The organism is Acinetobacter soli (genome assembly GCF_018139125.1).
GTDB classification, from domain to species: Bacteria; Pseudomonadota; Gammaproteobacteria; order Pseudomonadales; family Moraxellaceae; genus Acinetobacter; species Acinetobacter soli.
The window spans coordinates 169,530-192,425 of sequence record NZ_CP073242.1 but is presented as its reverse complement, the minus strand read 5'-3'; the positions used below and the strand labels follow the sequence as shown (position 1 = coordinate 192,425).

Below are 22,896 nucleotides of genomic sequence, written 5' to 3'. Positions count from 1 at the left end.
AGAAAGGTGAATAAAGGTGTTTAAATGAGTAAGAAGAAAGCTGAGAAGTCTGGTTATAAAAAGACTGGTTACTCCAAGATTGAAATTATATTGATGTTATTCCTACAAAGCATGAAAGCTGACGTAGAGGATTATTGCGATTTAGAAACAGTATCGGACGAACATACGTTTGTCACAAAAACTGGTGCAATGATTACGATCATCGAATACAAGGGGATTAAGAGTTTAATTAGTGGTGATGCATTCAGCCGTCAAATTGGTTTGATGACGAGCAACATGCGTAACTACTTCAAAGACCGTGGACATACGATTCATCTAGCGTTCAAAGTAGACCATGAGACGCCATACGCGATTCATGACTTGAATGCCATGCAAAAGGCGACCACGGCGCGTTGTGCGATGAATCTAGACATCATCATTGATGAAATGACAGAAACCATTTCAGGCGGTGTATTTAACGAAAGCTGTTATATCGCTTTAATCTCTGAGCCAACCTTACTATCGCCAATCGATAAGGCTCAAGACTCAAAAAACCGTAAAAAGCTACTGTCGCAAATTACAATGCCAAGTACGGTCAATGCTCAAGACATGCTTAAATCATCGGACAGCTTATACGTACACCATGAGTCTTTTGTCTCACAATTCTTAAACTCACTCTCAACTGAAGAATTTCCAGCAATCTATGAAGTATTGAATGTTGTTGAAGCTGGTCTAGCGATTAAAAAACAAATTGCCTCACATTCAACTTCAGATGACTTCACCTTGTCTGTGCCGATGCTGAATACACGCTTACCGATGCGTTGGAAAGAAATACCATCAGAACATGATGCGTCACACGTTTTGTATCAACCGATCTCAGAACAACTCATGACGAATGCGATCTTACCTGGTACAAGTCAAGGTTCATTCTATCCAGTGGGAAGTGTTATCACTGACGGCGTTGTATATGCTCCATTGATGGTAGATATATATCCAGCGAAGACGAATACGTTTGAAACGCTATTCCGCTTATTACACCAGGCCAAAACGCACGACACTAGCGGTAACATCCGTTCTATCCCATATGCGGTGAGTTACTGTATTACTGGTGATGGTATGGCTGGAACCATGATGAAACGCACGTTATCAAGCGTTATTCACTTTATGACGGCACAAAACAAAGCCATTCGTAATGCTGGTAACATTTTGATGGCCACTAAAAATGACCTAGATCAAGTAGACACTGTTGCTGGTCTGCAAATGACCATGATGACATGGGCACCAAATACCGAAGATGGTGTAAACATTCTTGTAGGACGGCGCCAAAAGCTTTGGAAGAGTTTTGAAGCGTGGGGCGGTGCAAAAGTCATGGAACAGGCTGGCGATCCTATTTTGACTTGGGCATCACATATACCGGGCTTGATGGTACGTAATCACGCACCTATTTCACCGGCACCGCTGTTTGATGTGTTCTACATGTTACCGCTGACACGTATTAACTCACCATTCCATAAAGGGCATCAGCTCAACAAAACCTTAGACGGTAAACTGATTATTCTTGATTCGTTCTCAAATGAAGTGACTGTATGGACGACTATTAACATTGGTAAACCGGGTACGGGTAAATCGGTCACAATGAACAAAGGCATGCTTGAGGACATCATGATGCCTGGTAACGAGCGTATCCCGTTGACCTATATTGTCGATGTGGGTGAGTCAAGCCGTGAGTTAGTAGAAACAGTGCAAGATTCATTGCCTGAAGAGCTACGTCACTATGCCATCTATAAGCGTATTAAAAACTCAAAAGAAGAAGCGATTAATCCGCTTGAATTCAGTATGGGCTTACGCTACCCGTTAAACTACGAAATGCGTCAAATGACAGCGTTTTTAAGTTCATTGGTAACACCGCCTGAACTGAAAGGGCAACCAGCCAAAAATACTTCTGACGTTATTGGTGCGGTCCTACGCCGTACATTCTATTTTGCTGATGATACGAATGCTGATCATAAAGCACGTAAGTACATGCGCTTTGCAGATCCAGAACTAGATCGCATCATGGAAAAACACGGACTGATTGAGCCACATTCTGAACAAGGTAAGGATATTTCTTATTACGCTCTACGTGACCTTTTCCATTCTTTGAATGAGATCCGTGGACGCACGTTGGCACACCGTTACGCAATGCCGACTATTGGCGATATGATTGAAACCCTTTCTGATTCATCAATTTTAGATGTTTGGAGTGATGTTCATATTGATAATGAACGAGCACTGGACTTTTTGGCGCATCAGATTATGGCTGCACAAAATACCTATCCAGCATTCTTCTATCACACTAACTTTGACATCGGTAACGCTCGTGTAGCTTCTATCGACTTAAACGAAGTTGCGACATCATCAGATCCTAAAACTACATCTCTATTCTTCCAGATTGTACGGATGTTCATTAAGCGTAAGTTCGCCGTGAGCCGTGACGATATTCCAAAATTCCCACAAGCTTATCGTGAATATGCAACCCAACTGATTAATGAGCTTCTTGAAGACCGCAAAATTATGTCTTATGACGAATTGCACGTTGCGAAAGGCGATCCAATCCTATTAGAAGAATTGGCTGAAGACGCACGTACATTGCGTAAATGGGGTGCTCGTCTTAACTTGGCATCACACAAAGTAGAAGACTTTAAAGACTTGGTTGGCTTTGCTACGGCGTATGTGATTGTCGATCCTGGTACACGCGAATCTCGTGAAGCTATTCGTGACAGTATCGGTCTAACTCAACTAGAAATGGATGCTCTTGGTTCAGGTAACGTAGGTTTCTCAGATCAAGGCTTAACGTACTTCAGTAAAATTAAACTCGAAAAAATGGAATGTTCGGGCTTATATACCGTTTCACTTGGTCCAATCCTTTTATGGTCACTCAGTACACATCCCGATGAACGTGCGCTCCGTAACTACACGTATGACCTTATCGGTGAACGTGGTAAGGCGTTGAAGGTCCTTGCACAATTTTACCCAAAAGGTGCGAAGAACCAGATTAAGACACGGCGTACCATGATTGAGAAAAATGCCAAAAATAAAGGCACGGACTTTGACGAAAACAAAGCAACTGCTTCAGTGATTTCTACCATGGCACAAGAGATGGTTGTTGAATATCAACGCTATGAACTTGAGCAAAACATGAAGAAAAAATTACTGAACCAACGTAAGTCTGAAGCTGTTTCTTCTTAACTCCAATCAGCTATATAGATTTGCGTTAATTGGTATATACATTGAAGTGCTTGGAAATGGGTAAGGTCGTTAAACAACGACTTTGCCTATTATCCTGAAGATAAAAGAGTAGGTCGCAAAGCATGGCTTCTACACAAAAATACGGCACACAAACAAAGTTCAGGCCAAGTTCGCTTAAGCGTGATACACGATCAGGCTTAGAGAAAATCCATTTAAAACTTACAGCGCCAGACGGCGCTAATTATTTGGTTGGCGTTCTTGGTGCTATTGCAGTTATTTTGTTTGTTGTTCCGTTTGGCGGTGAGATATTTATAGGGATCGCGTATTACCTATTAAAACGCTACACACATCCGAATGATTACTTTTTTGAGTGGCCATTCCGTGCGCCGTTGCATTCAAACTCACTGGATGCGTCAACTGACATTACATCACGCGTAAAAGATGACGTACTGGACAATCCAAAAGCCTTTTTGGAATACGCACGTACCAATCGCGATAAGCTACAAGGTGAGGGTGTGACTTACCTTGGTCGTTGCCGTGAAACTGGTCTACCTGTTTATGCATCTAACTCCGATGACCGTACACATCAAATTGTGTTAGGTACTACGGGTTCGGGTAAAACAGAATACATGCTAGGTAACTGTGCCAACCAGTACGTACAAAACTCAGGTTATATCTTTGTAGACGCAAAAGGTGATACCAAGGCTCAACAAGACCACTATCGTTTATGTAACCGCTTTGGGCGTAATGAGGATCTATTAACGATCAACTTCATTACCTCAGGTCGTAACATGCTACGTGCACAAACCGACAAGATGACCAACTCAATGAACCAAATGAGCAACACCAGCTCAGGGATGTTGATTGAATTCTTGATCAACTTGCTTGATGACTCAGGCGGTGGCGGTGGTGACATGTGGAAAGGTCGTGCGATGGCCTTTATCGCCGCACTTACACGAGTTTTGGTCTATCTACGTGACAATGGCTTCATTCAGCTTTCACCAAAAGTATTCACGCAATACATGGAACTTGAAGCACTTGAAGAATTGGTATTTTGTCATAACGATAAATACGGGATTGACTTTGAACGTGTGGCTGAACAACTTCAAGGCTACCTCGTTTCATTACCTGGTTATTCAAGCAACCCTAAAAAGTTAAAGAAACAAGAAACCAAAACCCGTGAGCAACACGGTTATATCACCATGCAGTTAACCAAAGCGATTAACGACTTGACGTTTAACTACGGTCACATCTTTGGTGTAGAGCATGGCGGTGATATTGATATTTTTGACGTTGTACTTAACCGCCGTATCTTAACTGTGCCATTACCAGCTCTTGAGCGTTCACCAGACTCACTCAAAATGCTCGGAAAATTAATCATTGGCTCAATTAAACAAATGATGGCTGGTTCCCTTGGTAACAAAATGGAAGGTTTACGCCGTGCCATTATTGACGCACGACCAACCAACGCCACTACTTCATTTAAGCTATTTTTGGACGAATGGGGCTACATCGTTATTGTCGGTGCTTCGGTTTTACCAGCTCAGGCACGTTCGCTTAACTTCTCTATTACGTTCGGTGCTCAAACATTTGAAGATATTGAACGTGGATCTAAAGAGGAAGCAGCTGCTACATGGGGTAACACGACCGTTAAAGCCATTGGACGTACTACTTCGGGTGCTGAAAGTACAACATACAAATTGGTTGATGGTTTTGCTGGTGAAGAGTGGCAAGGTAAAGTTAACTCAATCAATATGTATCAAGGTCTAGTATTCAACCGTTCGGTACCACAAACAGAAGTCCAGTTCGCCAAAGAAAAACGTGTGACCATTGAACAAATTGCCGGACAGCACAACGGCGAATTTACCTTGCTCATATCAACTAAAGGGGAAGGTGGTAAAACTTCAGACGTTAAAATCGTATCAATGTTGGCGTTCTATGTGGCTGGTGCTCAACCCAAGTACTTACGCTTAAATGACCTTTGCCCAATCTTCAATATCCAAAAATCTGAAATCTACGATCCTACTTTAAAAATTGAAGACTTCATTCATGAGATTGAGGAAAAACATACGCTACTGACAGACAACAATTCATCTGCCAATGTCACGGCGCTTGGTGATTTTGAGATCTGCAGAAAGCTCAATAACACCTTGTACGAAAACAACAACACGGTAAAAGACTTTACTCAAGATTTTGTACATCAGATTCTTGAAGCAAGACGTCTTGAATCCATCACACCTGAAGGGATGGCACCTGGACAAAGAACAGTAATGTCTTCGTCCACGGCGAAAGGTGAAATCTCCAAAGAACAAAAACACCGTGAAAGTATTGTTTCAGCACAAAAAGAAGCAAACATTAAAGACCAGATTATTGAGAAGCGAAAACAGTTCCAGTACTTCGGTAAAGATTCTGACATTTCACCTAAAGTACAAGCTGGTGCTTACAACAATGCGGATCTTGATGCTGAATTTAATATCTATGGTGAACGTATAAGCGAACCTGAACAGGCTCAACAGGAAAGTGATGTTGAAGCTGTGACTCGCGCCTTAATCACACCAATGAACCTAGACAGCTACTATGATGAATTGAAAGAGATCCTAACAGGATATGACTTAACCGTTGCGCCAATTACTGAATATCAGCTTGTTCAGATGCCACGCCATGTAAAACCTGAAGATCAGACACAATACATTGCGGAAAACAAAGCCAGTCTTGATCAAGCCATCTCACATAGCACTCAAAATGAAATGGAATTCGTAGAACAACAGTATGCAGCTAAGTTTGAAAAAGCTTTGATGAAAAACCCGTTCTCGCACGAATGCGTTACTTTTGAAAAATTGTTGGTGATACTTGGTTCAAAAGGTTCTTCAGCTTCATTACGATCAGGCATTACAATCAAAAAAAAGGATGACTAAACGCATCCATGTAGAAGACATAAGGCTGGTTATCCAGCCTTTAGTTTTTTTTGGGTGAGCTGTTTGTACTTAATACGCCTTAATTCATCACTCGGCATGTATTGGGCTATTTAATATTCGCTCTTATACGGCGTTTCATTGAATATGGCCAATAACAACAACTGCGACAGCGGAATGGCTTCAGGCACTATCATTTCGAGTAAGCGAAACTTTTCAGACGCATTCACATCAAATGCAACCAATAACGCCGTATATGGAATGTGGCGATCTGCAAGTGTAAATCGGGGTAAAAGGTTGGTCCTAGTGCTAACGTTTGAAAGTCATACATATTCAAGCAAGAGATAGCTTTAGGTACATTGGATAGGTCCACGGCGTAAGTTTCAATGTTTGAATACATATTGGCATCCAGTTTGGTTTTAACCCTAGTTTAGATGTATTTTAATATAATAACTTGGCTTTAACGTGCGTATTCTTAAACATAACTAAACCACTTCTTAAAACCTTGTTTTGTTTTAGGCTTAGTCGGTATATACCATTTCATAAAAAGTTTAATAAACTGTGTTTTACCCTTTACAATCCTTAATACATCAATTAAATTGCCCTTTAATTACATCCAATATACAGGATATAGGCAATGACTAAAGAACAGCTAAACGACTTACAAACACTTGGAATGACTGACTATAAAACACGTTTACACGTTAAAGGTGTGCGAATTATTGAAGTGCAACAGTACTCAAAGTCTGTCGATAACAACGCCGTACAACCACTTACCACTAATACCCCTCAACCGCAATTCTTAAATTAATTTTCCAAAAAAATACTTATAAGCACTTTCTGTATTAATATATCTTTATTAGTTTTAATAAAGCATTAATCAATGGAGTGCTTAAAATGTTAGACACTTTACTTTCGGTATTTTCACCAAAACATAAGCTTTATAAGAATCTCAAGCTAAAACCCTTTATTGATACCCGTTTAGTCAATTCTGACAGCATCGCCACGACCGATGTTTTCCCTTTTCATCAAATCAAAGATTCTCTTTGTATGACTGGTATATCTCCTACTAATTTTGTACCAGGCAAAAACATTGTTTTGAATCCACATGCCAAAGATAACGATTCCATCAGCTACCTTGGTCAAGATACGCAAAATCATAAGCCGTTCTACATCTCTCCCTTTGCTGAAGAATTGGCTGAAGTATTTAACCCGATTTTTTCAGAAACCATTCATCTTGAAACACCATGCTTACTTGACCTATCTGAAATTGGGGGCTTCTCAAATTCCAAGTCGGATTTAAGCCAGTACCGTAGCATTGATGATTTTGTAAAAAACGCATGCCCTGATTACATTAGTGATGTGAGTATGGAAAATTTAGAACGAATGTTGTTATGGCCAGAAATCCGTTTATTGAACTCTCCAGATACAACCACTGATCATTTTTTTATCTATGGCTGGAGTCCTAAGATTTTTGTTCAAAATGCTGGTGGATCACATCACATGGCTGCTGCACATTACTTGGCTAAGAAACTGAGCCAATGTGTGCCGATTCAAGGCAAAGTAAGTTTGAATCTAATCTCAAGTAAAGCACTTCAAAACTTTGATTCAAAATACGCTGCGTTCGCCGTTCCAGATGATGCATTGATTGATATGGGGAATGATTTATCAGAATCAGGGCTTGAATATCAGCTGGTGTTTTTCCGTGAACGTGAAGTTAATTTTATCTTCTTCAAAAAGAATGATCAGAATGCCCGTGTTATTTCGCTATTCAACAATCTGTATGCTTCATTGAATGGTGCATTAAAGTCAGCGGTTCAAGCGCAATTCAAAAATGAAGCACTACTCACCATCATGAGTGCTAACCTCTCTGATACATCAGAAGATCAATTCTTTAGCACACGACCTCACTTGGCTGAGATCTACAATCACGTTCAAAACGAAATTTGTTTGAGTGGTCCTAAACCGACTAGCCCGACAATCTAAGGGGTAGGGAATATGGATCACCAATCATCAACTACACCACATGCACTCATTCTCGGTCTGACACTTGAACAGGCCATTTCTGTTTTAGCAAAGAAACCCGTTGATGCTACCCACTACAACTATCTTGAAGATGACGAGTACAACACCTACGTCATGATGAAACCTGAGTGGACTAGCCTCAACAAACACGCCTACCTACATGTAGATGGCTTAACCCATGAGCGTAAATGGATGTTTATGCCGAATGCTTTAGGTGAGTACAACTTGATAGAGGGCTGTATTGACCTGTTTGAACTTAACCAGGCCATCGAACAGCAATATCTTGTGTTTGAACAATTCCTGAATAGCCACGGCACACCGTTCCGCAAAGTTGGTGAGAAGTTTTCTTTTGTCACACAACTGCTCTTTGATGCATGGGTGATAGATCCAGAACGTGCGATTCAAAAACTTCATGAGATGAAGGAAACAAAAATCTCATTACAAGTGCCTTTGCTTCATGGGGATAGTCAGCATGATTGATACACAAAATACTTATGCAGTAGGTGATTACATTGTTCAGCGAAACATGAACAAATTGCTCTAGATCAACCGAATCACCACTCGCCATTTGTACGTGGACCTAATCAATCCGCACGGTTCCACTTTTTACGGATGCATCGTATATGCCAAGCGTACCATCCGTTTAGCCACTTCAACTGAAATTGAATTACGGACGGTGAATAACAATGAACATGAATGAAAACATTGCTTCAGAAATTGAAGCTCGTAGCGCTTTTGAAAATAAATACGGCGTGGTCGGTAGTCTGTTGGCCAGTGGCAATTATTCTTCTTGGGTGCATCAGGCGAAATGGGAAGCTTTTCGTGATGGTTGGATGCAAAGTGAAGTAGAAACAAAAAAATCTATCTATCAAATGCAAACACCAGCCATCAGCGATGACCAATTGGAAGTGGAAAAATTACTGCAGTTGCTCGATGACTTTTGGAATAAGAAATGGGGCGATTGGAAATCATCTGCAGATATGGTGGCGCAAGGTGAGGCAAATGCCTATGAACATGCGAGAGGATTGCTTGAAACGGCGATAAAACAAGATGAAGCCACATGCCAGTGGTTACGCAATCAATTGGCAACGATTCAAACTGAATTGGATGCTTTTATCACATTCGTTAATGAACACCTTGCTTACCATGAAAGTGATGGTCCAGATTTAATGTCGAAGATCCAGAAGCTCAAACATTTGATAAAGGTTAAACCATGATTACGGTTCAAATAGAGATGTGTGGCTTTGGGATTAAACGGCGTTGGGAGTTTGGAGATCCGCGCCGTGCGCCAATTACAGTTTTAGAAATGGGCTTCATTAAGGTTTGTAAAATGCGTGGTGATAGTAAACTGGTTGAGTTCATGAGGGGTTATGCAGACGACAAAGAATTCAACTGGCATCCCAAAGTACGCATTGCACGTAGAAAAGCAGAACGTAAAGCCTATTCGTACTATGACAACCACTACAAACAGCAGATTAGAGAACTTTTCGATCGCCAAAATGTAGACCGCCAAAAACAATATGAATTGGAACGCCAAAACAAAGCGTTATTGGCTGTTATTGAACTTAAAAAAGAACAATCGTAGGTATATACCATGACGGGAATTGAATATTTTCAGAAATATGGCTGGAGTCACGCCGTCCAGTCCGTTAGTCGAATTCCAAGTGAATACAACGAATATTCACCAGAACTCAAAACTGTTGTTGTAAACGGCAACTTTCGTTATGCGATGGCTGCGGAAATCAGCAAAAAGAAAACTGAAGTCTATGTCACTGAGCTCAAACAAATCATTGAGAGTGAAAAGCTACTAGAAGACTTCTTTAACTTGAATCTGGTTGGTATAGAAAAAGGCTTAAGTAATGCTAAGCGTGAAATGCAAGACATGGAAGAACAGGGGATTGTTGAATTCAACCATCGTTTTGATGACGACCTGACTTGCACCACGGAACGCATGAAACTTGCCATCGCTCAAATAGACCATCTTTATCAAAACAACATTACAAAAAGTGAGTAATGCCCATGTTAGAAATGTTCCAAAATCAAACTATGCGATATATCTCTATTGCCATTGGCGTGATTAGTATCTTTATATTCCTGTACCTACTTAAACTCGGTGAGGGGCTTGTCATTAGCCTTATGGTTGCTGTGTTCATATGTGGTTTGAGTTTACTCAAACTGAAAAACTACTATGAAAAAAATAACCCATACATCAGTGCAGAACACCTTGCTTGGCTGTATGGTGAATTGCAAGAATATGACCAGGATCTATTCACAACTGTTAGCAATCTGACCAAGAGTACTGGACGTTTAGAATTGAGCCAGCTTAAATCAATCCGTAACCGCTATGCTTCTTCCATGAACGAAACTCAACTACAAGCATTGGCCAGTGAACATACTGAAGAAAGCAAATATCGCTTAGACCAGTACAACTACTCAATTTATGTGATGGATGAAGTCATTAATCAATATTAATGGCTGTATGCAATCTCTATTAACATCGCCGTGTTATATATCTGCTATACGCGGTATCAAATGTATAAAGAGATATAAAACTATTGAAAGGTTTATAAAATGAACACAACTCTACCTATTCTTATTCATAGCGTTATTGGTGGTATTGGTGAACATCCAGATGCTAAAAAACGAAGCTTAGGATACGGCGCTATCATGCTGTATATACCGATTGAACATATGGTCGGTTCAGGTGTACTTAAGCTGATGATTGATGTGAATACACTGTCGATCTATGCGTCTGAAAATCCTAATTACCTAAAACAACCACATACCATCAATGAAGCTTCTCACTTGTGGAATGCATTGCGCTTTGACAGTGCTTCTAAAGCCAGCCGGAAGGTCATTCATGATAATGGGTATGTTGAGTGTTTGTTTTCCATTCCTATGAAGGTTCTTGAGCCATTTATGGATGCTGAATTGATTCAAAACGAATTAGGACTTCCATACATGGCCATCGATCAAACTGACAAGTCGAAATGCATGCCGATTTGGTATGATGATGTCAGTAAATCTACCAATCAATTTATTGATGGCAACTACAACGATTATCCTGGTGTGCAGGCATCTTAAATTTTTAAGAAAAGTTTTTAGCTTTGATGGTTTATTAATATATTTATATCGACCACATTGGCGATGATGAAGAGAACAGACTCAATATGGCCCGTTTAATGGGCCACATTTATTTTTATAGATTAGGGATGCCAACGGCGTGAAAACAAAAATCATTTTAAACATCATTTTGTGGACCTTAACCGTCCTAACTTGTTTTGCGTGGATTGCCTTTACGTTTATTCAACCAGTTGGCTACACCATGACTTTTCTTGTTATTTTAATCTTGATGACAGTAGTGCTCAGCTGGTGCTTGGCAACACCTTATATTAAGACCAAAGACCGAACCAAGCGACTAGACGAAAACTTTATGCTACTTATGCTCTCTGTTGCTGTTGTTCCATTCCTAATGTTTCTACTGTCATATGGTTTTATATGGTGTTTCAAAACGCTAGAAAAGAAACAGTTCAACCATGACCATATTGCTGCGATGCTACCGGGTAGCAACTTCAATCAACTACAAAAGTTTGCCAAGGAAAACTACAACGCGCCACTTGTGTTAGGTGACTTTAACGAAAGTTGGGCTTTAACTTCCTTGGATATACCGCAAGCTTCTCCAGCTTCATTAAGATCTAGTACAGGATATTGCCTGGTGAATATGTCTAAAACCAGCATGAACACCATGTATAAAGCAGCAAAAACCGATGTAAGCTACAACGATTGGGAAATGCTGATATTAGCGCACGAGTTATCTCACTGTTTAGATCGTGCGACCGATGTGCCTGGTGAACTTGGCCAGCCACTTAAAGCATTAAATTCAATTGCGCCGTCTGATCGGTCCAAAGTAAAGATGGATGATGTATCTACCTTTGTAACGGCTGAAAGTAGCGGTAAAACTCAACTATGGCGAGAATCTTATGCGGATCTGTTTGCGGTAGGTTTTATGTCACTTGATCCAAAATACGATACTGCAGCGTTAAGAGAAAGCCTGATTAAATTACGTGAAAAACGTAAGGCACTAGATCCAACCCATAATTCGGTGTGTTGGTTGCAGTATTCTAAGAGTCAGCCTTTCCCACAAAAAGGTTCGGATGTTTATTCTTGGGCAAATAACATCAGAATTAAAGCGCCGTGCGAGTTGAAATAACTTGTCTTCAGACAAATTAAAAGCCCGAATTTCGGGCTTTTTTTACACCAGCTAATTAACAATAAAAGCCAGGGCTTATAGTTGGTGCAGACATATCATCATAGATGCAATCTATACTGACTGCAGGTTTATCAATGTGGCTAAATAAGCTTGGATTGACCAATTGATTTGTTAGCTTAGATCTTTCCATACTAAAGCCAACCAGTTCAACTTCACAATCACACACGTAATGGAATTTTGCCTTACCGTGCAACACAAAAACATTAGGTGACTTCTCATACATCTTGAAGTACTCGGCTTGAGTTTGTGACAATGGAACCTCCAGCAACACAAAGCCATTTGGTACGACAAAAACTGCAGATCCATCTTTTACTGAGTAAACGATGGCTTGAACATCAGAAGCACGTTCAAAATCCACATTTTTTTTAATCATTTAGTTTACCTTTTTATATTGTAGCGAATGAACGTTGTAAAACAGATTGTAGATCTGCTTCATTTGTAATATTCGCCTCGAGCGCAGCGTTTCGTACATCAGCTAGGTTTAACCAATGGCGGTGCTCAGCTTTAGTTTTTTCAATTTTGTGTGGTGTTCTTGGGTATTCCCAACTCCAGTAATGCTTTTTATAAATCTCCTTATCTTTCACAAGATACGCCTGTATAGATTGACTATCCTCAGTAGTTGTATAGCCAACGCCAAAGTAAATATCTAAACCTTGCTTTAGTGCAGTTTGATAATCGGCTTCAAATTGAATAACAAGGGATTCAATACTAGCTTCATGAGAAAAGATACTAGATAGTTTTAACATCACACGGCTCCAAGTTTAAGGCAATATGCCTCGAGATAAAACCATTATAACGATCAAAACTCACTAAATTAGTTTATTTAAAAAAAACTTCATTAAAGTTAAACCCTTGAAGATTAAAACATAAGGCGAAAAACTTAGGTTTTTATTCAATATTAATCAGACTTACTCAAATTTAGTCTAGATGAACTGGTATTTTTAAAATTAAGGCTGCTTCGCGTTCCCATTTGTGAACAAATTTTCATTTTTTGAGAATGAATTATATTTTATTTTTAACTGACACTGGAACAATTAGCCATAGACAAGTAGGGGGTTGGTAAATCCATATACCACATTAAAGAAATAACGCCGTAGTGGTGTTAATTCATTGTTAATTAAATATGGTTTGAATTAAGGCTTGATGGAAATGCATTAGTAAAAGTATGGGTGCTGAATTAGCAAAATTAAGTTTTGAATTATTTTAATCAATTAAAAAACATCGTTTGCGTTTATAAAACTAGCAGTTGATCAATTAGCTGATCAACGCAAGGGTATTAACCTTTTTTATGGTTTAAATACTTTTGAGTACGTTCTAATAATTTCGGGATGATTTTTTCTGCTTCTTCTTGGGTGAGATGCAAACCATAAAATTTATTAGTTGTTCCGTAGCTTTCATCAAGTACTGAATAGGGAATATATAAGGTGTACATGTCTTGTTCTACTGAGTACAACGTAATGAAGTCAGTCGTATATGAAACCTTGCCATTTTCGCTCTCTACCTTGATTTGTTGGTGTTTAACGAGCTTCAGTGGTGAAATGCAGTCACCGCCATAGATCGCAACTGTGCCACGCTCTTTGTAAAGCTTAATGAGTTTTTTGGCGCACTTTAACGGCTTGCCGTGTTTGTCCAATTTTGGTTGGTTGCGAACAAAGATGTTATAGCGAAGATTCGAGTCACCAAGCATCCCTCTTGTTGTTTCACTGATGGTCAATTGGCGTTTAGACTTCTTATAAAACTCTAATAAGCGTTGCTGTAAATTGAACCGTGAAACACCACTTTCGATGTCAAAATTTAGACCTTGAAAAGCGTTTTTATTACTGTTGTTTCCAAAGTAACAAACTGCATCGTTAAACATTTGCGTTAAGTTTGCAAAAATTAAGAGAAAGTCGTTTTGTGGATACGGACGTTTTTGATACATGCACCCAAACTCACTGTTTGCCAACTTATAAAAATAGGTGCGAACGCCCGTATAACTGCAAAGTGAATCATAAATGCGTGTGCCTTTAATTTGAATCTGAGTGACATAGCTAGATGAAAATTCAGGGGTAGCCCAAAGCATAGGGCTGAACAGGATGTCTTTCACTAATCCTTTGTCGTATGCACGGTCGCCAACGCGACTGTCTTGGTTAATGCGGTCGTTTTGGGTGTAAACATGGATGTTCTTCAGCTCCAACGTTTCACGTTTGAACACGGTCTTTTCAGCGGTAGCAGTAGCGGTCGTCATGGTGAAGTTCCTTATCGACTTAAATACGTGTGTGCAAAAATTGATTGCATGGTTTTAAAAATTGGGTCTGTTTCAAAGTAGTTAGAAATTTGCTCTTGGAATGGGCTTTGATGGTTGCGAACCAACGTGCGAATTGCAGAACTGTTTAAGGTGTCTGAGTTGGTAAAACCATTTTTTAGTACTTTGATCTCAAAATATGGGCTAGTGGATGCAATCACACTGACAATAATGTTGCCGTCTTGGTCTGTCTTAACTGACAAATCAGCAATTGGGCTTAGTTCATGGCGTAAAAAATACATATTGTCGGGGTTATAGATTGCTTTAAATCTGATTCCGTCTTGGCATATAGCGCAAAACAGTTCATTAACCGACTCAGCAGTAAAGATCGCCCCAAACGTCACAACAACAGGCCCGACATTTTTTTGCTGTTTTTCATCATGTTTGATGGTTAGCTCGCAATGCGCTGTAATTAGGTTTTGCATTGTTTATATCCTCAAATGTGATTCAGTGGCATACGCACGTTATCCGTGCGTATGGGTGAATTGAATTAAGAAAGTTCGCGTGACCAACAATCTTCTATATGGTCGTATGCGTAGCCGTTTTGAGCCATTAACGTGCAAATGTCTTCAAGGTTTTTGCCAAAGATATTTACTGAGGTAACTTGGTCGAGTACTGATGTATGACCAAAGTTTTCTTTTAATGTTGCAACGTAGATTTCAACGTCCATGAAGAAGAAATTTGTTTTATCTGCCAATGTCGGCTTGTGCTGTTGAAATTGAAGTTGAGCATAGTCACTATCAGCTTGAAGATCAGCAAGGGTTAAATCACAGTTGTTGTCGATGTAATCTGATATTTCATCAAACAATTTTTCCATGTGAGCACCGCTAAAAGTTTTAGGGAAACCGATATATAAAGTGCCTTGTAACTGTACTGATTGAGCGTTTAAATTTGACATGCTGTTCACTCCAAGTTTTAAGCTTTCTGCTTTTGATAGTTCTATTTTATGAGCAAAAACAACCTGGCTAACTTTCCTCGAAAAATAAGATTTCCAATATTTTTTTAATCAATTAAAAAATATCGTATGCGTCTTAATAAGCTTTTCTATTAGATGAATCACCGTAATTCATTAATAATACTTAAAGGGTTAATTAGTTCGTTTAATTATGCTTAATTACTTTCATGTTTTCTTAGAATAAGAAGAACATTAAGCCGTCTTCTAGAATTGGTTGTATATACCAATTTTTATTCATTGTTTGCCTCTGCCATACTAAAAAAATAATTCACCTGTACCTTATCCAGCTTCAGGGGATACAGCATTTTATTTTGGTGTTGTATGGCGCTATATAAAAATGATTTGTACAACTGCTTAAAAGTGGTATTCCTGACATTAAAATTTTTGTGGCACGATCGCAAAACTGGTGCCGTATATAGCTAAAAAAACCCTCAATAGTTTTTGAGGGTTTTTTAATGTGCTTTACAAAATAGGTTCATCATACGCACGGCGTTTGTGTTTTACATTTGGATCTATGCCAATTTGATTCGGATATAACAGGTTTAATACCTGGTTAATGCGATCAACTACGCATTGATTAAACAAGATATGACAGTTACCGTTTTCGTAGATCTTAACGCGTAATAAATTATCATCAATGCTATGCCAGATACCACGGTGTAACCTGAGTTTATCTAATCTGGTGTGGTCTAAAGGCTTGCCAAATAACTGCCTTGCTATAAAGCGTACTTCTTCCACTAAATTATCTCGTCTGCAATAAGAATGGTAGCTATTGTGATGAATGATCACGCACGGGTTAATACCAGCACCAAGATTGGTTTTGTATTTGCTTGATAATTGACTAAACAATGAATCAACTTTACGTGCATATGCCATGTGGCGTGTAGACCAGATAGATTCTAAAAATACATTCACATTATCCATCGTGAAATCTTCAATTTCATGACGAGCAATTTTATCTTGCAACGCATCATATTCTTTTTCAGATATGAAGTTTCTAAGATTGATGATCTCAGTTAACTTCCTCCAGAAGCATGATGATATTTGTTTTAAAGCAGATTCTTCAGTGTTGAATGATGATGAATATGATTTTCGGGTGATTGCACTCACAATCTGATAAGCATCAAGTTCAATATCTTTGATGGTTTCATAAATGACCTTTATTGATAATTTTGCTTTTTCGCATTGCAAAATTAGCTTTTTGACTTCAACAAAGTCTAATTCAGATGCTTGCACTTCTCTTTTTATATTTACCAACATATTCATAATTACCCACTTAATTAGCTTAATTGTCTATATAGATATTTTAATAAAAACCACGGTCATTAATTTTTTTTAAAAAATTTATAAGCTAACTTTTCCACTATAATTAAATTAAATAAGCACAACGCTTAAAACTTGGAGTAGTGGAAATGGCTTTAATGAAATGCGTAATGATTGATTTAGATTTTGAATATAACAACGGTTGTGTAGAAGTCTTAACTGACAAGCTATTCGTTTATGCAAGCTCTTATAATGACCTTGTTGTTGCTATTCACCAGCGCATTCAACAAGACTGTAAAATCCTTTCTACTTCTCTTAAAAATGAGAACAAAGAACTTCATGTAAAGCTAAATGACAAAAACCGTAAAGCTAAAGTGACGTTCTCAATTAAACGTGATGTCTTTTATGTTGATTCAAACAGTATTGGTGCGTTATTGCCTCATTTTCAAGATCTCAATGTGGGTTGCTGCACGATACAAAAGGGCAAATCTACTAACATCAATAAGCTACTGGATTACAGTTTCTTTAATGAAATTAATTCGATAGTCATTCCTTTTTAATGCTTCAGGTGTTTATGGCTCAACCTTTAAAACTCCTTTTAATACCACTGGCTATGTTAGCCAGTGTTGTTGTTTTGGCTTTGGTCTTTCATGGAATGGGGGATAGCTACTCAAGAGTGATGTATGCCGTCTGGTTCTTTCCGCTACTGCTTATGTACTTAGCTGTGGCTCCTACCTATTACATTTATAGAAAATTGCCGATTCATAGCAAAACTGCATTACCTCTACTCATTGGAACTGTCACGGTCTACCTACTGTTGTTCTATTTTGTATTTCCTGTTCCAGCCAAAGTACAACATGATTATTTATCTCAATTAAAAGGCTTGCAAGAAAGCAATGAGGGCTTCAATAGCATTAATACAATGCTGACCATAAAAGAAGTGTGCCGTGATGGTCGATTAAATGGTTTTGAATATTTCTTGCTTGAAAAAAGCTTAAATGATGATGTCGATATGCTTATGAAAAAACAACATTCAGTTATGTTCTCAACTGATCGAACAAATACCAATGCTATAAAAATCTGTAATGAGGATATTGTTAAATGAAAAAATCAAATGAGCGTTCAGAACATATACGTGCGACATCTAAAGATCTGCTTATATATCTGCCTTGTGTATTTGCATATTTTTATGCACTTTCTTCAATAGCAATATTTGCCTACTTATATATGTTGAAGCTTGCAAGTAACCATCCCCAGCAACATGATTTTCTAATCATTACTGTGATTTATGTCTTTTTTGTGATTGGTGTAAACAATGTGATGCAGCGGATCTTAAGGGTGTTCAAGTTGATTGATGATTCCAAGCCATTACAGTTTAACGGCGCTCAATCTTTGTGGGCTGTTTTCGTGATGTGTATAGCTGGAGTACTTGGCTTTCTCACCTCATTTAATCTTATGGGTTGAACAATCCGAATCAGGGCTATTGAATGATTAATTTAACTCGGCGTATGGTGCAATTATGAAAAAAACTAAAGCGATCTATCTATCAAAAGTGTTTTGTGTTTTTTCAATTCTATTACTAATTTTTGCGTATGTTTTTAGCTTAGTCGTCAAGCTTACCATGCCAATGAATGAAATAATTCAGACTACTAAAGGTGGTAGTTTACTGCTATGCGTAGCTTATATCGTTGGGCTGATGGCTATTTCAATTCTGGCTCAAAAAATTGCATTAAGCTTGGTTAAAAAACCTAATGGGTTGGAGAATCCAAAACCTTTTTAATCAATTAAAAAACACCGTTTACGGCCATAAATCTATGGCCAAAAAAAAGAGAGGGCAAACCTCTCTTTTTTTATGGATCTGATTAGAACAAATCTCTTTTAAGGTACTTGTTTACTTTTTGCTGCACCTTGCTGGCCATAAAGTGTGTGCTGTGAAGTCCATTGTATTCTGTCACGCATTCAAAGCTTTCAAGCAATAGGCTTTCAGGTGAGATCCCATTCCATGCGTTGAACTTCTCCAGGCCGTCTTGTGAGAGCAAATCATATTCAATCATTCCCTCAATTGCCTTGCGTTGTAGGTTGATTGCTACATCCAGCACTTCACCCTCAATAAGCGCTCTGGCTTCGCTTGGATTGAACATTCCAATGCGGTGAGCTTCGGCAACAGGCTCAACCTGTAACGGTGCACTCACTTCAATTTCGTATACTTCACCATCTTTGGGATGAAACAATACAACCTCAACAAAAATCACTTCAATAAAGTTGGGAACAGTCTTTTTTGCTTGCCCAATGATATTGATTACGCATGACGGAACGCCGTTATATGTAGCACTCTCGGTTTTCAGTATGTGGCGAATTTTATCGGTACCAGGATTCAAATTGTGTAGTTGCATTGTCGTATCTCCAAGTTTTAAGCAATGAGCTTGATTAGTTTTGTTTAAAGTGTTCTGTGAACTCTGACCATGTTTCAGGGCGATCAAGAAGATCTGCCAGCTTCCCTAGTGTGCAATTGGTTAAGTAAACTTCCTTTCCTAATGCAGACTTTACCAATGGTTTTAAGCTGTTTGAAAAACGTCTTAGGCATAACACATGCTCTTTACCAGCATTATTGAGTATTGCCTCTTGTATGAGCTGTATTGCCGTATATACGGCTTTATCTGTGCCTACGCCTGAGTAGATCAACTCAGATCCAACCTCTAAACCACCTGTGACGATAAACGGTTCATTACATGACTTTGGCACTGGCATGTTATGGTCACGAGCAAATTGAATTGCCTTATTTAGATAGTTTTGAGCTTGTTCAACGGTCAATAGACAGTTGTAGACTTCACCAGTAGCGGTGAGTTTTGGTGCCGTGAATAATGGTTTAGTTGCTACTGTTGCTTCGTATTTTTGCTCTGGTGCTTCGTAGTAGTACCACAAGTCAAAATCAGTGCTGAAATCATTGTAGACTTCTAAATCAATCGCTTTTAAAAAGTCTTGGATAGGCTGAAAAAAAGATACTGGTTCATCCATCCATACATCCTGAAAGGCATTGACCATTTCAGACAGTTCAGCAAATTGTTGTCTACTTACCATATCGGGTATTTGACCAGATTTAAGCTGATTCAACTGTGAAAATAAAACTTCTCCGTCAGTAATACGCCCTGACTCAATGGCAAGTACAAGCTTATTCATGCGTCCAGCTCCTTAGTTCAATTCACGTTCAATAATGATGTGTCTAACGGTTTCGATCGCCGTCTCATATTGCGATGTAATCATTTCAGCCAAGCTATTCACTGATTCATATTCAAGGTGACTTAATGGTGTGAAATCCTCACCAAACTCTCTTAAAAACAGCGATTCAAAGTCTTCTGCTTCGGTATCCGCAATCGCAATAAAATCAAAAACGGTGCTTAACTGAAGGTTGCAGTTAGCATCAAAACTAAGGTGGTTATTCACCGCATCAGCTTTGACAAGTCCTATTGCCCAATCACTTAAAGGATTCGATGCAAAATGTTTTGCTGATTTAGCGTCAACTGGTAATGAGTGCATAGGGGATCGCCTATCTGTTGGAATAGATAAATAGTATCAATCCTTAAAAGGTTTTAACTTTTCTCTAAAAATTAAAACTTGAGTTTTATTTTAATCAATTAAAATCCATCGTATGCGTTTATAAGCATGCTTAAAGGGGTTTTATAAGTCCTTTTAAATATTTTAAGAAAAGAATAATTGTTTTTAGAAAAAAAGTTTTAAGGGTTTTATTTTCTATAATTAAAAGCGAAAGGTGAATTTATTTAAGGAAAACCAAAATGATTTTAGGTGATATTTTAGCTCTTGCGATGGTTGGTACTTGGTTGCTTGCTCTTGATGAATACAAAGCAAAGCTTCTTGCATGGGGTCGCACGACATTTACGTTGTTAGCGATTACTGGTGTTGCAACCATCATTATTTCTTATGTATTTTATTCTACGGCGCAAATCGCATCTAAAGACTATGGCCAAGTAGTCGACTGGTATGAAACCGTGCGTATTGCTGAGATCAGTGAACCATCGGAAAAAAAGGAACAAGAGATTCGTAAGTTTTATACGATCATGGCTCAAAACCCTAAAGAGCTATCTCACCGTGAATTCTACAAGCTCCAAACACAATATAAGAATGTGATTTATACAAAGTAATCATTTTCCAGGCCTGGTTACAGGCCTTTCGTCTATTCAATCGAAGGATGTATTCAAATGTTGACTCAAGAAAAAGAACTCGCTGCGGTTATCAATGAGCTTGCTACGCTTAAAGATGAAGCTAAAAACTCGGTACAAGTAAAGCTGATCACTCAGATTCAAAGCTATTGCACTGGCATACAGCTTCACATTAAGAGCTGAACAAGATCCTGAGCGAACGCACGGCAGCACCAATAATTTTGATTTATATGTTGTGAACGGCGCTCAAGATAAAGAGTTTGTTTTTGATATTAATTTCGGTATGGCCACGCTCAACGTCTTAAAGCGTGAAATTGCCACACTCGAAACTTTTGAGTCGTTAGATCTGCACAAAACAGCAGACAAACTAGGTGCATAAATATGACTTCAACTGCACCAGTATCCAAGATTGAGCTAATAGTTGTGCCTAGCACACTATTAGCGGTTTACCTGTACTGGCTCATAACTGTGTATGAGCCGATCCAAAACGCTGTCGATTTATGTACGCGACAATTTATGAAAATTAGAAAATCAGAGTCATAATCCAAGAAGCTGAAGCAAGTAAAAGTAACTAATTACTATCTGCCAGAGGTAAACAAACCATGAAAAATGAAGTCACTTTAAATACGAATGATGTATTGCCAACTAAACAAAAGTTACTAATTCTTTCACATGAACGCCGTTCACCAATTGGTATTAATTCTTATGTATCAAAAAATGGAAAATTGGATTCAACCAGTCCATCACCATTTCGTCATTATTTGATTAATGTTTTAAAAAGTGGTGATAAGGAGCCACGCGGTCAATTTTTTAAAGGGAAGCGCCCTGGTCCACGTACATTAATGATGGATGAATTTTGGTTGAAAAAATATTAATTATAAGACTGCGTTCTATTATTTTTTCAAAAAAGTTATTTCTTATAAAGTAGACTCTATAATTAGATTTATGGAGTTTTCTTTTTTTTGGAGTTAGCCACTTATGAAAAGGGCTGAGATCGATAAAATATTAAATGATTTGTATATTGAATTTAATGTAAAAGCAACGGCGTTACTTGAAGCAAGAAAGGTTTTTGTTAACTTTGATCCTGAGATTCAATTAAGTATATTACAGCTTAACCAGAATTCAGATCTTAATGCGGTACTTCCAGAACTACAAAAAGAGACTGATAAAGATCCTTTGTATTTAACACTATGCAATATCTATTGGATCAAGGTTTATAATCAGATTGTCAGTAAGAGTAACTATCGTTTAGAGGTCAAAACAATGTTCTATGCGAAGTACTGCACACAAAACGGCAAAGTGTTTGGGCTTAATGCTGCACGTAAGGCACTATCTGTTATGAATGATCTTTCAAATAATACATCACTGATTGATGTACTTGCTAATCAAGTCGGTATATACGATACGATATGGAGTTTTAAGTTTGTTGAGAAATCACCTAAAACACGTATTCATGGCACTGGTATCAATAAGAAAAGAAAAATAGACCAATGTTTCAATATGGTTCGTACTTTTGAACAAATAGCTAAAACAATTGATTTAAGCATCAGTGCTGATGAGTCATTGTTAGACATTGATGAAAAAAATTTTGATAAGGCTATCGAGGAATTAACAACAAATCTAAATATGAATAAAGGGTATTACATTCGTATTAACGAACATCTTGAAATTCAATTAGCGAAAACGGCAATCACTATTTACGTAAAGTTTAGTGAAATAGCATCAGGTAAACTTAATAAGTTATATGGGCGATAGGTGAAGTCATGATTTTAATTCGCTAATAATAAAAGGCTGATCATTTCAGC

Annotated in this window: 29 protein-coding genes; 20 read left to right on the top strand and 9 right to left on the bottom strand. The window is 38.4% G+C overall.

Translation table 11 applies throughout. The features are described from left to right. Window positions 1–24 precede the first annotated feature (24 nt). From KCV09_RS16260 to KCV09_RS16210, 11 genes are all read left to right on the top strand, one after another. Window positions 25–3,207 carry a hypothetical protein gene (locus tag KCV09_RS16260; protein ID WP_212515814.1) on the top strand — a complete coding sequence of 1,061 codons (3,183 nt, stop codon included), beginning with the start codon at window positions 25–27 and terminating at the stop codon, window positions 3,205–3,207. Window positions 3,208–3,329: 122 nt separating this feature from the next. Next, window positions 3,330–6,122, top strand: coding sequence for a type IV secretion protein DotL (locus KCV09_RS16255; protein WP_033917406.1), 2,793 nt, complete (start codon window positions 3,330–3,332; stop codon window positions 6,120–6,122). Between the two features lie 634 nt (window positions 6,123–6,756). Further along, window positions 6,757–6,930 (top strand): hypothetical protein, encoded by a 174-nt coding sequence (locus KCV09_RS16250; protein ID WP_212515813.1) that lies wholly within the window; start codon window positions 6,757–6,759, stop codon window positions 6,928–6,930. An 86-nt stretch (window positions 6,931–7,016) separates the two neighbouring features. Continuing rightward, the gene (locus tag KCV09_RS16245) at window positions 7,017–8,105 is read left to right on the top strand and encodes a DUF6685 family protein (RefSeq protein ID WP_043041526.1); all 1,089 of its coding nucleotides are present in this window, start codon (window positions 7,017–7,019) and stop codon (window positions 8,103–8,105) included. 12 nt (window positions 8,106–8,117) lie between these two features. Continuing rightward, window positions 8,118–8,624: a hypothetical protein gene (locus tag KCV09_RS16240; RefSeq protein WP_033917403.1), complete on the top strand. Its 507-nt coding sequence runs from the start codon at window positions 8,118–8,120 to the stop codon at window positions 8,622–8,624. A 206-nt stretch (window positions 8,625–8,830) separates the two neighbouring features. Then, window positions 8,831–9,361, top strand: coding sequence for a hypothetical protein (locus KCV09_RS16235; protein ID WP_033917402.1), 531 nt, complete (start codon window positions 8,831–8,833; stop codon window positions 9,359–9,361). Next, complete coding sequence (locus KCV09_RS16230; RefSeq protein ID WP_005005929.1) at window positions 9,358–9,729, top strand: hypothetical protein; 372 nt, start codon at window positions 9,358–9,360, stop codon at window positions 9,727–9,729. The genes KCV09_RS16235 and KCV09_RS16230 overlap by 4 nt, the downstream gene beginning before the upstream one ends. Before the next feature lie 9 nt (window positions 9,730–9,738). Then, complete coding sequence (locus KCV09_RS16225) at window positions 9,739–10,158, top strand: hypothetical protein (protein WP_033917401.1); 420 nt, start codon at window positions 9,739–9,741, stop codon at window positions 10,156–10,158. Window positions 10,159–10,163: 5 nt separating this feature from the next. After that, window positions 10,164–10,616, top strand: coding sequence for a hypothetical protein (locus KCV09_RS16220; RefSeq protein WP_043041543.1), 453 nt, complete (start codon window positions 10,164–10,166; stop codon window positions 10,614–10,616). Between the two features lie 99 nt (window positions 10,617–10,715). Then, window positions 10,716–11,228, top strand: coding sequence for a hypothetical protein (locus KCV09_RS16215; protein WP_043041524.1), 513 nt, complete (start codon window positions 10,716–10,718; stop codon window positions 11,226–11,228). A gap of 139 nt (window positions 11,229–11,367) precedes the next feature. Continuing rightward, complete coding sequence (locus KCV09_RS16210; RefSeq protein ID WP_212515812.1) at window positions 11,368–12,354, top strand: hypothetical protein; 987 nt, start codon at window positions 11,368–11,370, stop codon at window positions 12,352–12,354. Between the two features lie 55 nt (window positions 12,355–12,409). On the opposite strand, the gene KCV09_RS16205 is transcribed toward KCV09_RS16210, so the two are convergent. From KCV09_RS16205 to KCV09_RS16180, 6 genes are all read right to left on the bottom strand, one after another. Beyond that, entirely contained in the window at window positions 12,410–12,787 is a 378-nt protein-coding gene (locus tag KCV09_RS16205; protein WP_000592534.1) for a hypothetical protein, read from the bottom strand. Window positions 12,788–12,800: 13 nt separating this feature from the next. After that, entirely contained in the window at window positions 12,801–13,160 is a 360-nt protein-coding gene (locus tag KCV09_RS16200; protein WP_000916257.1) for a hypothetical protein, read from the bottom strand. Window positions 13,161–13,690: 530 nt separating this feature from the next. Then, window positions 13,691–14,641 (bottom strand): hypothetical protein, encoded by a 951-nt coding sequence (locus KCV09_RS16195; protein WP_000205465.1) that lies wholly within the window; start codon window positions 14,639–14,641, stop codon window positions 13,691–13,693. An 11-nt stretch (window positions 14,642–14,652) separates the two neighbouring features. Further along, window positions 14,653–15,123: a hypothetical protein gene (locus KCV09_RS16190; RefSeq protein WP_001180368.1), complete on the bottom strand. Its 471-nt coding sequence runs from the start codon at window positions 15,121–15,123 to the stop codon at window positions 14,653–14,655. A 65-nt stretch (window positions 15,124–15,188) separates the two neighbouring features. Then, the gene (locus KCV09_RS16185) at window positions 15,189–15,596 is read right to left on the bottom strand and encodes a hypothetical protein (protein ID WP_212515811.1); all 408 of its coding nucleotides are present in this window, start codon (window positions 15,594–15,596) and stop codon (window positions 15,189–15,191) included. 519 nt (window positions 15,597–16,115) lie between these two features. Continuing rightward, window positions 16,116–16,919: a DUF4942 domain-containing protein gene (locus tag KCV09_RS16180; protein ID WP_212515810.1), complete on the bottom strand. Its 804-nt coding sequence runs from the start codon at window positions 16,917–16,919 to the stop codon at window positions 16,116–16,118. Between the two features lie 146 nt (window positions 16,920–17,065). On the opposite strand from KCV09_RS16180, the gene KCV09_RS16175 reads away from it, so the two are divergent. The 4 genes from KCV09_RS16175 to KCV09_RS16160 are packed head-to-tail and all read left to right on the top strand — an operon-like array spanning window position 17,066 to window position 18,696. Beyond that, window positions 17,066–17,476 (top strand): hypothetical protein, encoded by a 411-nt coding sequence (locus tag KCV09_RS16175; protein ID WP_212515809.1) that lies wholly within the window; start codon window positions 17,066–17,068, stop codon window positions 17,474–17,476. A 14-nt stretch (window positions 17,477–17,490) separates the two neighbouring features. Next, window positions 17,491–18,021 (top strand): hypothetical protein, encoded by a 531-nt coding sequence (locus KCV09_RS16170; protein ID WP_212515808.1) that lies wholly within the window; start codon window positions 17,491–17,493, stop codon window positions 18,019–18,021. Beyond that, window positions 18,018–18,380: a hypothetical protein gene (locus KCV09_RS16165; RefSeq protein WP_212515807.1), complete on the top strand. Its 363-nt coding sequence runs from the start codon at window positions 18,018–18,020 to the stop codon at window positions 18,378–18,380. Before KCV09_RS16170 ends, KCV09_RS16165 begins: the two co-directional genes overlap by 4 nt. Before the next feature lie 55 nt (window positions 18,381–18,435). Continuing rightward, window positions 18,436–18,696 (top strand): hypothetical protein, encoded by a 261-nt coding sequence (locus KCV09_RS16160; protein ID WP_212515806.1) that lies wholly within the window; start codon window positions 18,436–18,438, stop codon window positions 18,694–18,696. 82 nt (window positions 18,697–18,778) lie between these two features. Here KCV09_RS16160 and KCV09_RS16155 read toward each other — a convergent pair whose 3' ends face one another. Genes KCV09_RS16155 through KCV09_RS16145 form a run of 3 tightly spaced genes read right to left on the bottom strand, consistent with a single transcriptional unit; the run spans window position 18,779 to window position 20,450 of the window. Beyond that, on the bottom strand, window positions 18,779–19,309 hold the full coding sequence (locus KCV09_RS16155; RefSeq protein WP_024160921.1) for a hypothetical protein: 531 nt from the start codon (window positions 19,307–19,309) through the stop codon (window positions 18,779–18,781). Window positions 19,310–19,343: 34 nt separating this feature from the next. Continuing rightward, window positions 19,344–20,093 carry a hypothetical protein gene (locus tag KCV09_RS16400; RefSeq protein WP_228301600.1) on the bottom strand — a complete coding sequence of 250 codons (750 nt, stop codon included), beginning with the start codon at window positions 20,091–20,093 and terminating at the stop codon, window positions 19,344–19,346. A gap of 12 nt (window positions 20,094–20,105) precedes the next feature. Beyond that, complete coding sequence (locus tag KCV09_RS16145) at window positions 20,106–20,450, bottom strand: hypothetical protein (protein ID WP_125281702.1); 345 nt, start codon at window positions 20,448–20,450, stop codon at window positions 20,106–20,108. 257 nt (window positions 20,451–20,707) lie between these two features. Here KCV09_RS16145 and KCV09_RS16140 point away from each other — a divergent pair, with 257 nt between their 5' ends. From KCV09_RS16140 to KCV09_RS16120, 5 genes are all read left to right on the top strand, one after another. Then, a complete protein-coding gene (locus KCV09_RS16140; RefSeq protein WP_212515805.1) occupies window positions 20,708–21,073 on the top strand; it encodes a hypothetical protein in 366 nt (121 codons plus the stop codon). Window positions 21,074–21,130: 57 nt separating this feature from the next. Further along, window positions 21,131–21,274, top strand: coding sequence for a hypothetical protein (locus KCV09_RS16135; protein WP_212515804.1), 144 nt, complete (start codon window positions 21,131–21,133; stop codon window positions 21,272–21,274). A gap of 52 nt (window positions 21,275–21,326) precedes the next feature. Next, window positions 21,327–21,470, top strand: a complete 144-nt coding sequence (locus KCV09_RS16130; RefSeq protein WP_212515803.1) for a hypothetical protein — start codon at window positions 21,327–21,329, stop codon at window positions 21,468–21,470. Between the two features lie 223 nt (window positions 21,471–21,693). Beyond that, window positions 21,694–21,966 carry a hypothetical protein gene (locus KCV09_RS16125; RefSeq protein ID WP_212515802.1) on the top strand — a complete coding sequence of 91 codons (273 nt, stop codon included), beginning with the start codon at window positions 21,694–21,696 and terminating at the stop codon, window positions 21,964–21,966. Window positions 21,967–22,069: 103 nt separating this feature from the next. After that, entirely contained in the window at window positions 22,070–22,846 is a 777-nt protein-coding gene (locus KCV09_RS16120; RefSeq protein ID WP_212515801.1) for a hypothetical protein, read from the top strand. Window positions 22,847–22,896 lie beyond the last annotated feature (50 nt).

Bases quoted from the DNA above. Each gene is read 5' to 3' on its own strand.
- KCV09_RS16260 (WP_212515814.1), top strand. From the start codon at position 25: ATGAGTAAGAAGAAAGCTGAGAAGTCTGGTTATAAAAAGACTGGTTAC.
- KCV09_RS16255 (WP_033917406.1), top strand. From the start codon at position 3,330: ATGGCTTCTACACAAAAATACGGCACACAAACAAAGTTCAGGCCAAGT.
- KCV09_RS16250 (WP_212515813.1), top strand. From the start codon at position 6,757: ATGACTAAAGAACAGCTAAACGACTTACAAACACTTGGAATGACTGAC.
- KCV09_RS16245 (WP_043041526.1), top strand. From the start codon at position 7,017: ATGTTAGACACTTTACTTTCGGTATTTTCACCAAAACATAAGCTTTAT.
- KCV09_RS16240 (WP_033917403.1), top strand. From the start codon at position 8,118: ATGGATCACCAATCATCAACTACACCACATGCACTCATTCTCGGTCTG.
- KCV09_RS16235 (WP_033917402.1), top strand. From the start codon at position 8,831: ATGAACATGAATGAAAACATTGCTTCAGAAATTGAAGCTCGTAGCGCT.
- KCV09_RS16230 (WP_005005929.1), top strand. From the start codon at position 9,358: ATGATTACGGTTCAAATAGAGATGTGTGGCTTTGGGATTAAACGGCGT.
- KCV09_RS16225 (WP_033917401.1), top strand. From the start codon at position 9,739: ATGACGGGAATTGAATATTTTCAGAAATATGGCTGGAGTCACGCCGTC.
- KCV09_RS16220 (WP_043041543.1), top strand. From the start codon at position 10,164: ATGTTAGAAATGTTCCAAAATCAAACTATGCGATATATCTCTATTGCC.
- KCV09_RS16215 (WP_043041524.1), top strand. From the start codon at position 10,716: ATGAACACAACTCTACCTATTCTTATTCATAGCGTTATTGGTGGTATT.
- KCV09_RS16205 (WP_000592534.1), bottom strand. From the start codon at position 12,787: ATGATTAAAAAAAATGTGGATTTTGAACGTGCTTCTGATGTTCAAGCC.
- KCV09_RS16200 (WP_000916257.1), bottom strand. From the start codon at position 13,160: ATGTTAAAACTATCTAGTATCTTTTCTCATGAAGCTAGTATTGAATCC.
- KCV09_RS16195 (WP_000205465.1), bottom strand. From the start codon at position 14,641: ATGACGACCGCTACTGCTACCGCTGAAAAGACCGTGTTCAAACGTGAA.
- KCV09_RS16190 (WP_001180368.1), bottom strand. From the start codon at position 15,123: ATGCAAAACCTAATTACAGCGCATTGCGAGCTAACCATCAAACATGAT.
- KCV09_RS16185 (WP_212515811.1), bottom strand. From the start codon at position 15,596: ATGTCAAATTTAAACGCTCAATCAGTACAGTTACAAGGCACTTTATAT.
- KCV09_RS16180 (WP_212515810.1), bottom strand. From the start codon at position 16,919: ATGAATATGTTGGTAAATATAAAAAGAGAAGTGCAAGCATCTGAATTA.
- KCV09_RS16175 (WP_212515809.1), top strand. From the start codon at position 17,066: ATGGCTTTAATGAAATGCGTAATGATTGATTTAGATTTTGAATATAAC.
- KCV09_RS16170 (WP_212515808.1), top strand. From the start codon at position 17,491: ATGGCTCAACCTTTAAAACTCCTTTTAATACCACTGGCTATGTTAGCC.
- KCV09_RS16165 (WP_212515807.1), top strand. From the start codon at position 18,018: ATGAAAAAATCAAATGAGCGTTCAGAACATATACGTGCGACATCTAAA.
- KCV09_RS16160 (WP_212515806.1), top strand. From the start codon at position 18,436: ATGAAAAAAACTAAAGCGATCTATCTATCAAAAGTGTTTTGTGTTTTT.
- KCV09_RS16155 (WP_024160921.1), bottom strand. From the start codon at position 19,309: ATGCAACTACACAATTTGAATCCTGGTACCGATAAAATTCGCCACATA.
- KCV09_RS16400 (WP_228301600.1), bottom strand. From the start codon at position 20,093: ATGAATAAGCTTGTACTTGCCATTGAGTCAGGGCGTATTACTGACGGA.
- KCV09_RS16145 (WP_125281702.1), bottom strand. From the start codon at position 20,450: ATGCACTCATTACCAGTTGACGCTAAATCAGCAAAACATTTTGCATCG.
- KCV09_RS16140 (WP_212515805.1), top strand. From the start codon at position 20,708: ATGATTTTAGGTGATATTTTAGCTCTTGCGATGGTTGGTACTTGGTTG.
- KCV09_RS16135 (WP_212515804.1), top strand. From the start codon at position 21,131: ATGTTGACTCAAGAAAAAGAACTCGCTGCGGTTATCAATGAGCTTGCT.
- KCV09_RS16125 (WP_212515802.1), top strand. From the start codon at position 21,694: ATGAAAAATGAAGTCACTTTAAATACGAATGATGTATTGCCAACTAAA.
- KCV09_RS16120 (WP_212515801.1), top strand. From the start codon at position 22,070: ATGAAAAGGGCTGAGATCGATAAAATATTAAATGATTTGTATATTGAA.